The sequence below is a fragment of the Marinobacterium rhizophilum genome (genome assembly GCF_024397915.1).
Classification (GTDB): domain Bacteria; phylum Pseudomonadota; class Gammaproteobacteria; order Pseudomonadales; family Balneatricaceae; genus Marinobacterium_A; species Marinobacterium_A rhizophilum_A.
In genome coordinates this window covers 3,075,406-3,088,392 of the sequence record NZ_CP073347.1, presented here as the reverse complement: position 1 = coordinate 3,088,392, position 12,987 = coordinate 3,075,406, and the positions used below count along the sequence as shown (strand labels likewise).

13 protein-coding genes are annotated in these 12,987 nt (G+C 60.1%); all 13 read left to right on the top strand.

What is annotated here, in order from left to right:
- Window positions 1-131 precede the first annotated feature (131 nt).
- The 13 genes from ffh to KDW95_RS13835 all read left to right on the top strand — a co-directional run bounded on the left by ffh (window position 132) and on the right by KDW95_RS13835 (window position 12,758).
- Entirely contained in the window at window positions 132-1,523 is a 1,392-nt protein-coding gene (gene ffh, locus KDW95_RS13895) for a signal recognition particle protein (RefSeq protein ID WP_255852417.1), read from the top strand.
- 177 nt (window positions 1,524-1,700) lie between these two features.
- Complete coding sequence (gene rpsP / locus KDW95_RS13890) at window positions 1,701-1,952, top strand: 30S ribosomal protein S16 (RefSeq protein WP_020682905.1); 252 nt, start codon at window positions 1,701-1,703, stop codon at window positions 1,950-1,952.
- A 24-nt stretch (window positions 1,953-1,976) separates the two neighbouring features.
- Window positions 1,977-2,504, top strand: a complete 528-nt coding sequence (gene rimM, locus KDW95_RS13885) for a ribosome maturation factor RimM (protein ID WP_255852416.1) — start codon at window positions 1,977-1,979, stop codon at window positions 2,502-2,504.
- A gap of 3 nt (window positions 2,505-2,507) precedes the next feature.
- Window positions 2,508-3,257: a tRNA (guanosine(37)-N1)-methyltransferase TrmD gene (trmD, locus tag KDW95_RS13880; protein ID WP_255852415.1), complete on the top strand. Its 750-nt coding sequence runs from the start codon at window positions 2,508-2,510 to the stop codon at window positions 3,255-3,257.
- Between the two features lie 22 nt (window positions 3,258-3,279).
- A complete protein-coding gene (gene rplS, locus KDW95_RS13875) occupies window positions 3,280-3,636 on the top strand; it encodes a 50S ribosomal protein L19 (protein ID WP_255852414.1) in 357 nt (118 codons plus the stop codon).
- 164 nt (window positions 3,637-3,800) lie between these two features.
- Window positions 3,801-5,246, top strand: coding sequence for a hypothetical protein (locus KDW95_RS13870; protein ID WP_255852413.1), 1,446 nt, complete (start codon window positions 3,801-3,803; stop codon window positions 5,244-5,246).
- A gap of 7 nt (window positions 5,247-5,253) precedes the next feature.
- The gene (gene xerD / locus KDW95_RS13865) at window positions 5,254-6,189 is read left to right on the top strand and encodes a site-specific tyrosine recombinase XerD (protein WP_255852412.1); all 936 of its coding nucleotides are present in this window, start codon (window positions 5,254-5,256) and stop codon (window positions 6,187-6,189) included.
- A gap of 67 nt (window positions 6,190-6,256) precedes the next feature.
- The gene (locus tag KDW95_RS13860) at window positions 6,257-7,003 is read left to right on the top strand and encodes a DsbC family protein (protein ID WP_255852411.1); all 747 of its coding nucleotides are present in this window, start codon (window positions 6,257-6,259) and stop codon (window positions 7,001-7,003) included.
- A gap of 202 nt (window positions 7,004-7,205) precedes the next feature.
- Window positions 7,206-8,507, top strand: coding sequence for a homoserine dehydrogenase (locus KDW95_RS13855; RefSeq protein WP_255852410.1), 1,302 nt, complete (start codon window positions 7,206-7,208; stop codon window positions 8,505-8,507).
- 10 nt (window positions 8,508-8,517) lie between these two features.
- Window positions 8,518-9,912, top strand: coding sequence for a threonine synthase (gene thrC, locus KDW95_RS13850; protein ID WP_255852409.1), 1,395 nt, complete (start codon window positions 8,518-8,520; stop codon window positions 9,910-9,912).
- Between the two features lie 69 nt (window positions 9,913-9,981).
- Window positions 9,982-10,779 (top strand): YdcF family protein, encoded by a 798-nt coding sequence (locus tag KDW95_RS13845; protein WP_255852408.1) that lies wholly within the window; start codon window positions 9,982-9,984, stop codon window positions 10,777-10,779.
- A 4-nt stretch (window positions 10,780-10,783) separates the two neighbouring features.
- Entirely contained in the window at window positions 10,784-12,520 is a 1,737-nt protein-coding gene (recJ, locus tag KDW95_RS13840) for a single-stranded-DNA-specific exonuclease RecJ (RefSeq protein WP_255852407.1), read from the top strand.
- A gap of 55 nt (window positions 12,521-12,575) precedes the next feature.
- Window positions 12,576-12,758 carry a hypothetical protein gene (locus tag KDW95_RS13835; protein ID WP_255852406.1) on the top strand — a complete coding sequence of 61 codons (183 nt, stop codon included), beginning with the start codon at window positions 12,576-12,578 and terminating at the stop codon, window positions 12,756-12,758.
- The last annotated feature ends 229 nt before the right edge of the window (window positions 12,759-12,987 follow it).

The following is a 12,987-nucleotide window of genomic DNA, read 5'->3' as shown; positions in this document are numbered from 1 at the left end:
GTGTGAAATATGAGGTGCCGCCCTTCAGGGGCCTGCTGTATAATGCGCATCCTTTGCAAGTTCAAGGCGTCTCCCTCGCCGCTTCAGGGGTCTGATTTGGCCCGGCCGGTGGAGAAAAACAGAGGCAGGATATGTTTGAGAATCTGACAGATCGGCTCACGAAAACGCTCAAGGCCGTAACCGGGCAGGCGAAACTCACCGAAGACAACATCAAGGGTACGCTGCGCGAAGTGCGCATGGCCCTGCTTGAGGCGGACGTCGCGCTGCCGGTGGTCAAGGAATTCGTTAACAGCGTCAAGGACAGGGCTGTCGGCCAGGAAGTCAGCAAAAGCCTGACGCCGGGGCAGGTGTTCGTCAAGATCGTCCAGGAAGAGCTGGTCAAGATCATGGGCGAGGCCAACGAAAAGCTCAACCTGGCGGCTCAGCCGCCGGCCATCGTGCTGATGGCGGGCCTGCAGGGTGCGGGCAAGACGACGTCCGTGGCCAAGTTGGCACGGACCCTGCGCGAACGCGACAAGAAGAAAGTGCTGGTTGTGTCGGCGGACGTGTATCGCCCTGCGGCGATCAGGCAGCTGGAGATGCTGGCACAGGAAGTTGCAGTCGACTTCTTCCCGTCCAGTGCGGACCAGGATCCGGTGCAGATTGCCCGTGACGCCATTGCGCACGCCAGGATCCAGCATCACGACGTGGTGCTGGTGGATACGGCAGGCCGTCTGCACATCGACAGTGACATGATGGACGAAATCAAGCGCCTGCACAGCGCCATAAACCCGGTGGAAACCCTGTTCGTGGTCGATGCCATGACGGGGCAGGATGCGGCGGCGACGGCCAAGGCGTTCAGTGATGTATTGCCGCTGACCGGTGTGATTCTGACCAAGACCGACGGTGACGCCCGTGGTGGCGCGGCGCTGTCGGTGCGCTACATCACCGGCAAACCGATCAAGTTTATCGGTGTGGGCGAAAAGGTCGATGCACTCGAAGCCTTTCACCCCGACCGTGTGGCCTCGCGCATCCTGGGTATGGGCGATGTTCTGTCCCTGATCGAGGAAGCCGAGCGCAAGATCGACAAGGACAAGGCCGAAAAGTTTGCCCAGAAGATCAAGAAGGGCAAGGGTTTTGACCTGGAGGATTTCCGCCAGCAGCTCCAGCAAATGAAAAGCATGGGCGGCATGGCCGGCATGCTCGACAAGCTGCCGGGCATGGGGCAGATGGGCCAGATGGGGCAGGTCGCCGACGCCGCCAAGGCGGAAAAGGGCATGCACCAGATGGAGTCCATCATCAACTCCATGACGCCGGGCGAGCGTCGCAACCCCGATATTATCTCGGGTTCGCGCAAGCGCCGTATTGCACTGGGGTCAGGTACGCAGATTCAGGATGTTAACCGCCTGCTCAAGCAGCACAAGCAGATGGCCAAGATGATGAAGAAATTTTCCACCAAGGGTGGCATGGCCAAGATGATGCGCGGCATGAAAGGCATGTTGCCGCCGGGCATGGGCGGTGGTGGCGGTTTCCCGCGCATGTGATGCTTGCGGGCGTTGCTTAATATTTATCCAGAAAGTGCTTTTGTCAGGGCGGGGTTTGACGTAAAATCTCGGCCCTGATTTTGTAGGCCCGGTAGCTGCATGGGGTTTGTCCCGGTGTGGCCCGGATTTGAAACCGCGGGCGATCCCAAAACCCGCGCAAATAAAGGGACCATGCACATGGTAACAATTCGTCTGTCTCGTGGCGGCGCCAAAAAGCGTCCGTTTTATCACCTTACCGTCGCCGATTCTCGCAATGCGCGTGATGGTCGCTTTATTGAGCGCGTTGGTTTCTTCAACCCGGTTGCACGCGGTCAGGAAGAAAGCCTGCGCGTCGACCTGGAGCGTGTTCAGTACTGGCAGGACAAGGGCGCGAGCCTGTCCGAGCGTGTTGCTCAGCTGATCAAAGAAGCAAAGAAAGCAGCTAAGTAACGCAGGGTTGGGCCGGGTCGAAGGATGGAAGACACAAGTTCTCTAATTACGCTGGGCAAGATCACCACTCTGTACGGCGTCAAAGGTTGGGTAAAGGTTCATTCCAGTACCGAACCGATGGAAAACATCCTGAACTATGCCCCCTGGCAGCTGAAAATCAACGGCGAGACAAAGTTCGTCGAGGTTGAAAGCGGTCGGGTTCATGGCAAAGGCCTGGTAGCCAAGCTGGCTGGAGTAGATGACCGGGATGTAGCGCGGCTGTATTGCGGCGCTGAAATTCTGGTTGAACGCAGCCGTCTTCCTGAACTGGATGACGGCGAGTACTACTGGAGTCAGCTCGAAGACCTGCTGGTATATGCCGAGTCCGGCCAGTTGCTGGGCAAGGTAGAGCATCTGATTGCGACGGGTTCCAACGATGTGTTGATCGTGCGGGGCACCGAAGAGAGCATCGATCGCCGTGAGCGATTGATTCCCTACTTGCCGGATCAGGTGGTCAAGGAAATTGATTTGGTTAAGGGTAGCATTCGGGTCGACTGGGATCCGGAGTTCTAGGCGGTGTGGTTTGGTGTGGTCACCCTCTTTCCCGAGATGTTTGAGGCCGTAACGGCTTACGGGGTCACGGGACGGGCGGTACGCAATGGGCTGATCGATGTCCGGTGCTGGAATCCCAGGGACTTTACCCTGGACAAGCACCGCACGGTTGATGATCGCCCCTACGGTGGCGGTCCTGGCATGTTGATGAAGGTGCAGCCATTGCGGGATGCGATAGCAGCGGCGCGCGGTGCTGCTGGCGAGGGTGCGACGGTTATTTACCTGTCGCCCCAGGGGCGTCGGCTGGATCATGCCGGTGCACGAGAGCTGGCGGCGCGGCAGAAATTGATTTTGGTGGCGGGGCGCTACGAAGGTATCGACGAGCGCCTGCTGGAAACCGAAATTGATGAGGAGTGGTCACTGGGGGATTTTGTTCTCAGTGGCGGCGAATTGCCGGGCATGACGCTGATCGACGCAGTTTCCAGGCTGGTACCCGGAGTATTGGGCCACCAGGATTCGGCAGCCGAGGACTCCTTTAGCGAGGGGTTGCTGGACTGCCCGCACTACACCCGGCCGGAACAGTTTGACGGAATGCAAGTACCCGAGGTGCTGCTGGGCGGCAATCACGAGGAAATCAGGCGCTGGCGCCTGAAACAGCAACTGGGCCGAACCTGGACAAGGCGCCCGGACCTGCTGAAAAACCTCGAGCTGGATCGCGAGCAGCAGACGTTGTTAAACGAATACATCCGTGAGACCCAGAGGTCCGACGGTTGAATACTCACTCTAGGAGCGAGCGATGAGCGGCAAAATCTCTATCATTCAGCAGATCGAAGCTGAGCAGATGGGTAAACAGGTACCTGAATTCGGCCCCGGTGATACCGTTGTCGTACAGGTTAAAGTGACTGAAGGCACGCGTACGCGTCTGCAGGCGTTCGAAGGCGTTGTGATTGGCAAGCGTAACCGCGGCCTGAACTCTGCCTTCACCGTACGTAAAATCTCCCACGGCGTGGGCGTTGAGCGTACTTTCCAGACCTTCAGCCCGACTGTTGACAGCATTGGTGTCAAGCGTCGCGGTGACGTGCGCCAGGCCAAGCTGTACTACCTGCGCGAGCGCAGCGGCAAGTCTGCACGTATCAAGGAAAAATTGGGCTGAGCTTCAGCTCACTTCAATCTCTAAAAGGGCGGCCTTCGGGCCGCCCTTTTTGCGTTTGGGGCTAAAGCGGGGCTGGCGTTGGCCTGTTCGCGATTTGTCGCTATGATGCCTACTATTAAAATCTCTGTAAGCCGGTACTGACAGACTACAAAGGAGCTGCAGTTATGCGGAAGTTGTTTAAGTTGCTGGGATTTTTGCTGGTGCCGGCGCTGGTTGCCGGAGGTGCCTACGGTTATTACTGGTATCAGGTAAAAAGCTCCGCGGATCGCATGGTGGAAGCGGCTGCGCCCTACGCAAAAATCACTTACGCCCGTGTTATTGCCGGGCTCGACGGAGGAGCCGGCATCGGTGGTGTGCAGGTTACTCCGCTGGGCAGCAAGGACGCCGTGCTAATCGACTCGGTGCTGTTTCAGGCGCCGGATCCGCTGTTTTATCTCGATGCCGAGAAAACCCTGCGTGAGGGTGACTGGCCCGAGCATATGGCGCTATCGATCACGGGCCTGAACATGGCGCTCGATGCGGACTATCTGGCGCAGTGGGAGGCGATGGGGCAGTCCTTCGCCGTGCCGCAGGAAGGTACCGGTTTCGAGGCGCTCGCCTGCGGTGATGTGGAGCGCTTCGATCTGGCAACGACCCGAGCCATGAAGTACCAGCGCCTGAATATGGACATGCTGGTGGCGATGGACTTTATGCCCAAGGCCCAGTCGTTGCGCCTGCGCTCCGATGTCAGTGTTGCGGATATGGCGCAAACCAGCTTTTATATCGACCTGTCCGTGGCCAGTAATGTGCTTTCCGTCGGTTCACTACTGCAGGCGCAGCCGTCCCTGGAGCGTGTCACGCTGGATTACAGTGATCTGGGCTACAACACCAGACGTAACCGTTTTTGTGCGCAGCGTGGCGGCTACGCGCTGGATGAATACCCGCAGCGTCACAGTGAAATGGTGCAGGTCGAATTGCAGCAGCTCGGCTGGTCCGTGCCTGAGCTCCTGGTCAAGGCTTACGCCGATCTGCAGCGTCCGCAGGCGGTTTTGCAGGTGGCTGCCGAGCCGCCACCGGGATTCGGTGCCCAGTCCATGGCGACGATCTCGTCCCCCGAGCAACTGCTGGACCTGCTGAATCTGCGGGTCTCCGTCAATGGTGTCAATCAGGATCTGGGCAGCATCAACTGGTCGTTGGATACGGGCAGCGCGGTTGCTGCCGAGGGTGGTGCCGGGGATTTGCCTGCCAGCCTGATGCAGCCCGAAGTCCTGGCTGAAGGTGCGGTTGAGAAGCGCTCGGAACCGGTTGATCTGGTGGTAGAGCTGGAGCGGCCAAAGCCTGAGCCGGAGCAGGCAGTCACGATTATCGATCCCGATGTTGTACAGGTGATGCCGGGGATCGTGGTCAAGGCCAGGGCGGCGGAAAAGACCTACAAGCCTACGGCTTTGCAGCAGCTGCATGGCTATGCCGGGCAGAAGGTCAAGCTGCGTACCTATTTCGGGCGCCGCATAGAGGGCACTCTGGTGCGGGTGGCCGATGGCAATCTGGAAGTAGAGCAGCGACTGGACCGTGGAGTGGCAGTCTTCCCGATTGCTACTGACAAGGTGGCAGAGCTGTCTGTCTGGCGTTAAACCGGCGGTGCTGGGTACAGAGGGCGACCGCCGTTTGCGGCGGCGCTCGCCGGATGCCGCCGATCAGCGAGATATTGAGCGTTATATCGACGCCATCTGGCTTGAGAAGGGCCTCAGCGCCAACACCCTGGCGTCCTACCGGCGTGACCTCAGTCTTTATGCCTGCTGGCTCAATGATCAGGGTGCGGTCTTGCTGGGCGCGGACCGTGCGCTGCTGCGCCGCCATCTTGACTGGCGGCTCGAAGCCCGCCTCAGGGCCAGTTCCACGGCGCGCCTGTTATCCTGTCTGCGCGGCTTTTACCGCTACTGGATTCGCGAGGATCGGTTGACGGAAGATCCGACGCTGCAGATTGACAGCCCGCGCCGGGTTCGGCCGTTGCCCAAGACCCTGACCGAAGCGGATGTGGAGCAGCTGCTGGCGGCCCCGCCGCTGGACGATGCGCTTGGACTGCGGGATCGCGCCATGCTCGAGGTGCTCTATGCAACCGGGTTGCGTGTGTCGGAGCTGGTGGGGCTGTCCTGCGGGCAGGTCAACCTGCGTCAAGGGCTGGTGCAGGTTGTTGGCAAGGGCAACAAGGAGCGGCTTGTGCCACTGGGCGACGAGGCCGTGCACTGGCTCCAGCGTTACCTGGCGCAGGGGCGAGGAGAGCTGGTGGCGGCGGGCTCCGATGTCCTGTTTCCCAGTCGGCGTGGTCAGCAGATGACGCGCCAGACTTTCTGGCATCGCATCAAACTGCATGCCCTGGCATGCGGGATTGACAAGCCGCTGTCGCCCCATGTGCTGCGCCACGCCTTTGCGACCCACCTGGTGAATCATGGCGCGGATCTGCGCGTGGTGCAGATGCTGTTGGGTCACAGTGATCTTTCAACCACGCAAATTTATACTCAGGTTGCGCAGCATCGGCTGCAGTCTGTGCACCGCCAGCACCATCCGCGGGGCTAGCAGGGAACTTTTTCACGCCTGTCTCATCTGAGAAGGTCTATAAACATCGACTGATATTGAGGGTTTTATGCATAAATCACTCCTGAGTGCCCTTCTGGTGCTGGGCTTTAGTGGGGCGCTGCAAGCCGCTGAAGCTGATACCGGGGTCACCGAGGTTATTACCCGGCAGTTGATGAAGGTTGATGCGCGCATTCCCGTCGAGTCCGTTAGCAAGGCCCAGATGCCCGGCATGTATGAGGTCGTCCTGGGGACAGGTGAAGTCCTCTATGCAGACAGGGACGGCGAGTACTTCATGCTCGGCCAGCTCTACAAGCTCAGTGACGACAAGGGCTTTGTCAATTTGACCGAAGAACGCCTGAATACGCAGCGGGTGGCGCTGATGAGCGCTGTGGCGGAAAAAGACCTTATTTCATTCAAGCCCGAAGGCGAGGTCAAGGCCACGATCGCGGTATTCACCGATGTTGACTGTCCTTATTGCCGCAAGCTGCACGACGAGGTTCCCAAGCTCAATGCCATGGGTATCCAGGTGGATTACCTGGCGTTCCCGCGCGGTGGCGAGCGCACAGCTGCTTTTACCAAGATGCAGTCCGTCTGGTGTTCGGAGCCGGATCAGCGGGCCGAAAACCTGACCCGGGTCAAGGGTGGCGAATCCGTTGAGGCGCTGGTGTGCGAATCGCCGGTTATGGATCAGTTTGCCCTGGGGCAGAAAGTCGGTGTGACCGGTACGCCTGCGCTGGTATTCGAAGACGGCAGCCTGGTGCCGGGTTACATGCCGGCGGCCCGTCTGGCACAGATGCTGGGCGTGACACAGTAAAAAATCCCCGCAGGTGGCGCGATGCTTTCGCGTCACCTGCCGCTCCATCCCTCTCTCTGCATGGCTATCCGGTAAATTCATCCGCGATCTTCTGCCTGTCCCTATCCAAGTCGGGTCCAACACCCGTTATAATACCCACCCATTTTTACCGCGGATGATGGAAAGTCATCCGGATCGACTCAACAGCGAGTGAGGTATTGATTTGAAACCGGTTAAAGTTGGTATCTGCGGTCTTGGTACCGTAGGCAGCGGCACTTTCAATGTGCTCAAGCGAAATGAAGACGAAATCAGTCGTCGTGCAGGCCGTCATATTGTGGTTGCTCAGGTGGGCGCGCGCCGCGAAAACCCGAATGCTGATACCACGGGTATTGACATGACCAGCGACATTTTCGCGGTTGCGACCAATCCGGAAATTGACATCGTGGTTGAGCTGATCGGTGGCTATGACGTGGCCCGCAAGCTGGTGCTGACGGCCATCGAGAACGGCAAGCATGTGGTCACCGCCAACAAGGCGCTGATCGCCGTACACGGTAACGAGATTTTCGAAGCGGCCCAGAAGAACAATGTCATCGTGGCGTTTGAAGCCGCTGTCGCCGGCGGTATTCCGATCATCAAGGCGATCCGGGAAGGTCTTGCCGGTAACCAGATCAACTGGCTGGCGGGTATCATTAACGGTACCGGCAACTTCATCATGACCGAGATGCGCGAGAAGGGCCGTGACTTTGCCGATGTACTGGCCGAGGCCCAGGCGCTCGGCTACGCCGAAGCGGATCCGACTTTCGATGTTGAAGGCATTGATGCGGCTCACAAGCTGACCATCCTGGCCTCCATCGCCTTCGGTATCCCGCTGCAGTTTGACAAGGCCTACACCGAGGGAATCAGTGCCATTACCCAGGATGACGTGACCTACGCCGATGAGCTGGGCTACCGCATCAAGCACCTGGGTATCAGCCGTCGTACAGCGGATGGCATCGAGCTGCGCGTACACCCGACACTGATTCCCAAGCCGCTGCTGCTGGCCAATGTTGAAGGCGTCATGAATGCGGTCATGGTCGACGGCGATGCGGTCGGCCAGACGCTGTACTACGGTGCCGGCGCCGGTGCCGAACCGACAGCGTCTGCCGTGGTCGCCGATGTGATCGATGTGGTGCGCATGCTGGTATCCGAGCAGGGGCATCGTGTGCCGCACCTGGCCTTCCAGCCGAGCGCGCTGTCCGACCTGCCGGTACTGCCGGTGGAAGAAATCGAATCCGCGTACTACCTGCGCATTCACGCCATCGAACGTCCTGGCGTGCTGGCGCACATTACCAAGATCTTTGGTGACAACGGCATCAACATCGAAGCCATCATCCAGAAAGAAACCACCGCCGATCAGGTGCCGGTGATCATCCTGACCCAGCGGGTGAAGGAACGGGTGATGAACGACGCCCTGGCCCAGGTCGAGGCGCTGGACGATATCCTCGGCAAGGTCACCCGCATTCGTGTCGAGTTGCTGAAGGATTGAGGAAACGAGCATGAAATACATTTCGACCCGCGGCCAGGCGCCGGCGCTTAATTTCGAGGAAGTGTTGCTGGCGGGTCTTGCCAGTGATGGCGGCCTCTACGTGCCCGAAACACTGCCGACCTTCAGCACCGAAGAAATCGCTTCCTGGGCGGCGCTGCCTTACCACGAACTGGCGTTCAAGGTTATTCAGCCCTTTGTCAGCGACTGCATCGATGATGCGGACCTGAAAAAAATGGTGGATGAAACCTACGCCGCTTTTGACCACAAGGCCGTGGCGCCGCTGGTACAGCTGGGCAGCAACGAATGGGTGCTGGAGCTGTTTCACGGTCCGACTCTTGCATTCAAGGACTTCGCGCTGCAGCTGCTGGGACGCCTGATGGACCATGCGCTGGCCAAGCGTGGCGAACGCCTAGTGATCATGGGGGCAACCTCCGGTGATACCGGCTCCGCTGCCATCGAGGGCTGCCGCCACAGCGATCACCTGGATATCTTCATCCTGCACCCCAACAAGCGGGTGTCTGAGGTGCAGCGACGCCAGATGACGACGGTCAAGGCCGACAATGTCTTCAATATCGCGCTGCAAGGCAACTTTGACGACTGCCAGCAGATGGTCAAGGACAGCTTCGCCGATCAGGCCTTCCTCAAGGGGCTGAAACTGGGTGCTGTGAACTCGATCAACTGGGCGCGCATCATGTCCCAGATCGTGTACTACTTCGCCGCCTCTCTGGCGGTGGGTGGACCCCATCGCGAAGTCGCCTTCTCGGTACCGACCGGCAACTTCGGTGATATTTTCGCCGGTTACCTGGCCAAGCAGATGGGTCTGCCCATCGCCCAGCTGGTGGTGGCAACCAACCGCAACGATATCCTTCACCGGGTGATTTCCGGCAACGACATGAGCCGCGGCGAGCTGGTTCATACCCTGTCGCCGTCCATGGACATCATGGTGTCGTCCAACTTCGAGCGCCTGTTGTTCGATGTGTACGACCGTGATGGTGCCGCCATTTCCGACCTGATGGCGCGTTTTCGCACCGACGCTGTACAGCTCGACGATGCGCGCTGGAACAAGGTGCGCGAGCTGTTTGACAGCCAGGCCGTAGACGACGAAACCACCTGCAAGCTGATTCGGGAGGTGCATGCGCAAACCGGCTACCTGCTGGACCCGCACACCGCGATCGGCCTGCAGGCGGGACGTGACTGCAACCGGGATCGCAGCATTCCGATGATCACCCTGGCAACGGCGCATCCGGTCAAGTTCCCGGAACCGGTGGTCAAGGCCGGTCTGGAATCACCCCAGCTGCCAGAAGCCATGGCCGACCTGTTCGAGCGTGCGGAACACTACGAGGTGCTGCCCAATGACCTGTCCGTGGTTCAGGCGTACCTGGCCTCCCATGTCCACAAGGCCTGATGGCGAGCGGGTCTGAAGTGTTGAGTCCGATAGGCAGAGCCGCTGGCTTTGCCTATCGGGTGCATGCCTGTGGATAACCTCTTCTTCCTGATTTCCAAGACCCTCTGGCTGGCGGTGCAGCCCGACAACCTGCTGGTGTTGTTACTGGTGCTTACTACCCTGGGGGGCTGGCTGCGCCGTCGCTGGGCCAGCTCACTGCTGAGTATGCTGGCGCTGGCCATGGTGGCGCTGATGCTGATGCCTTTCGGTAACCTGTTGCTGAACCCGCTGGAGTCGCGCTTCAAGCCCGAGATGCTGCCGGCGTCCGTGGCCGGTATCATGGTGCTCGGCGGTGGCGAAGATGCGGATCTAAGTGCCCGCTGGGGGCAAAGCCAGTTCAACAGTGCCGCCGAGCGCCTGATGGTGCTGCCGCAACTGATGCAACGCTACCCCGACGCCCAGGTGCTGTTTAGCGGCGGTTCCGCCGCCGTGCTGGACAGCCGTTTTCGGGGTGCGGATGTGGCCAAAGCCTGGCTGGATACGCTGCCGCCCCGTCTGTCGTCCCGGCCGGTGCTGTTCGAACGTGATTCGCGTAATACCTGGGAAAATGCCCTGTTCAGTGCCCGCCTGCTCGGTGGCGTGCCGCAGCAGCCCTGGCTGCTGGTGACCTCCGCTTTTCACATGCCACGCTCCGTGGGCATTTATCGTCAGCTGGGCTGGCAGGTCGTGCCCTATCCCGTGGATTACATCAGCACGAATGACTTTTTCAGGCCGCAGTTCGCGCTCAATCTGCGTGACCTGGTTGTCGGTGTGCGGGAGTGGACCGGTTTGCTGATTTATCACCTGACCGGGCGCACCTCGGCCTTTTTCCCGGCACCGGAGGCCTGATGCCATGACGGACATCCAGATTGAACGGCGGCCTGACCCGGACAGCAGCCTGCCGGTATTCAGCGAAACCCATCCGGTGCTGGCGCGCATCTATGCCGCCCGCGGCGTGCAGTCGCTGAACCTGCTGGGGCGCTCGCTCAGTGAGTTGCTGCCGGACTCGGGCCTGCACGGGCTGGACGCCGCCGTGGCCCGGCTGGTTCGGGCCATTACCGCTGGCGAGCACATACTGATCGTCGGCGACTTCGACTGTGACGGCGCTACCAGTACCTCGGTGGCGGTGCTGGCGCTGCGCATGATGGGGGCGGCAGAGGTGGGTTACCTGGTCCCCAATCGCTTCGAGTACGGTTACGGCCTGAGTCCGGAGATTGTCGAGGTGGCGCGCGCGCGCGGGCCGCAATTGCTGGTGACGGTGGATAACGGCATTTCCAGTCTGGACGGTGTGGCCCATGCCAATGCCTGCGGTATGGATGTGGTGGTCACGGATCATCACCTGGCCGGCAGCGAGCTGCCAGCGGCCTGCGCCATCGTTAACCCTAACCAGCCCGGCTGCGGTTTTATCGCCAAGTCGACCTGTGGCGTGGGGGTGATTTTTTACGTCATGATCGCCTTGCGTCGTGCCCTCAGCGCCAACGGCTGGTTCGCGCAGCAGAACATGGCGGCGCCGAATCTGGCGAGCCTGCTGGACCTGGTAGCATTGGGTACCGTGGCCGATGTGGTGGCGCTGGAACACAACAACCGTGTGCTGGTGCATCAGGGCTTGCAGCGTATTCGCGCCGGCAAGGCGCGCCCCGGTATCGCTGCCCTGATTGAGGTTTCCGGTCGCACTCGGTCGCGCCTGGTGGCCAGCGATCTGGGCTTTGCCCTGGCGCCGCGCCTCAATGCTGCCGGCCGCCTGGAAGACATGTCCATCGGCATCGAGTGCCTGCTCACCGATGATGCGGACCGTGCGCTGGAGCTTGCCCGCACGCTAGACGAGCTGAACCAGGAGCGCCGGGGCATTGAGCAGGAAATGCAGCAGCAGGCGCTGCATTCGTTGGCGCGGCTCGAGCTGGATGAATCCGAGTTGCCCATGGGGCTCTGCCTCTATGATGAAAGCTGGCACCAGGGCGTGATCGGCATTCTGGCATCGCGCATCAAGGAGCGGGTACATCGCCCGGTGATTGCCTTTGCGCCCGGCGATGATGGCCAGATCAAGGGCTCGGCACGCTCGATCAGCGGTTTCCATATTCGTGATGGCCTGGATGCTATCGCCGCGCGCTACCCGGGTATGCTTAGCAAGTTTGGCGGCCATGCGATGGCAGCGGGCATGACGCTGGATACGGCACAGTTCGCCGATTTCAGAACCGCCTTTGACGAGCAGGTGCGTCTGCAGCTTGATGCGGCTGCACTGACGCGCCGGCTACTGACGGACGGCACCCTGGGCGCGGCGGATTTCAGTGTCGAACTGGCTGAAGTGCTGCGCGAGGGAGGGCCCTGGGGGCAGATGTTCCCGGAGCCGCTGTTCGATGGCGAGTTTGGTCTGTTGCAACAGCGTATCGTCGGGCAGCGCCACCTCAAGCTGGTGCTGATGGAGCCGACTAGCGGACTGGCCATTGATGCCATCTGGTTTAATATTGATACCGTGCACTGGCCGGATACGTCGGTGCAGCGCGTGCGGGTGGTTTACCGGCTGGATGTGAACGAGTTTCGCGGCCAGCGTAATCTGCAGCTGATGGTGGAGCACCTTGAAGCCATCGGCTGAATCATACCGGGGCTCTGCGGGCCCCCTTATTCTGGTGATGAAAGGAAAGTGCGCAATGAATGATTTTACACTGACGGAACTCAATACCCTGCTGGCGGTGTTCGCCCGTGCGGGCGTCGAGGCGGGCACCGGTACCGAAGGTGAATTGCTGCAGCGACTGGCCCAGGCCCAGGCCGAACGTGAAGAGCTGGACAGCATGGATTTTGATGACTGTGCCGGCGGTGCCTGCAAGCTGTAATGCCTGCTTGGCTAAATGCTGTTAGCGGCAGGGTCGGGCAGCCCATCCGGTTTGCGGTAGGGGTTAACATCATGCAGGATGTGCTTGGGGTAGCCTGGTCAAGGGTGGTGCGGGACGGACGCTGCAACATCACGGGTGGTTGCTTGCTACACCATTGAATCTTTGCAGCGAAGTCGGCTGGACTCTGATGAGTCAGCTTAAGTCAGGAGCCAGGGATGTCAGCAGAACG

Excerpts from the sequence above, each read along its gene's own strand:
- thrC (WP_255852409.1), top strand. The coding sequence starts at position 8,518 with ATGAAATACATTTCGACCCGCGGCCAGGCGCCGGCGCTTAATTTCGAG.
- KDW95_RS13860 (WP_255852411.1), top strand. The coding sequence starts at position 6,257 with ATGCATAAATCACTCCTGAGTGCCCTTCTGGTGCTGGGCTTTAGTGGG.
- KDW95_RS13835 (WP_255852406.1), top strand. The coding sequence starts at position 12,576 with ATGAATGATTTTACACTGACGGAACTCAATACCCTGCTGGCGGTGTTC.
- ffh (WP_255852417.1), top strand. The coding sequence starts at position 132 with ATGTTTGAGAATCTGACAGATCGGCTCACGAAAACGCTCAAGGCCGTA.
- rpsP (WP_020682905.1), top strand. The coding sequence starts at position 1,701 with ATGGTAACAATTCGTCTGTCTCGTGGCGGCGCCAAAAAGCGTCCGTTT.
- recJ (WP_255852407.1), top strand. The coding sequence starts at position 10,784 with ATGACGGACATCCAGATTGAACGGCGGCCTGACCCGGACAGCAGCCTG.
- rplS (WP_255852414.1), top strand. The coding sequence starts at position 3,280 with ATGAGCGGCAAAATCTCTATCATTCAGCAGATCGAAGCTGAGCAGATG.
- KDW95_RS13870 (WP_255852413.1), top strand. The coding sequence starts at position 3,801 with ATGCGGAAGTTGTTTAAGTTGCTGGGATTTTTGCTGGTGCCGGCGCTG.
- rimM (WP_255852416.1), top strand. The coding sequence starts at position 1,977 with ATGGAAGACACAAGTTCTCTAATTACGCTGGGCAAGATCACCACTCTG.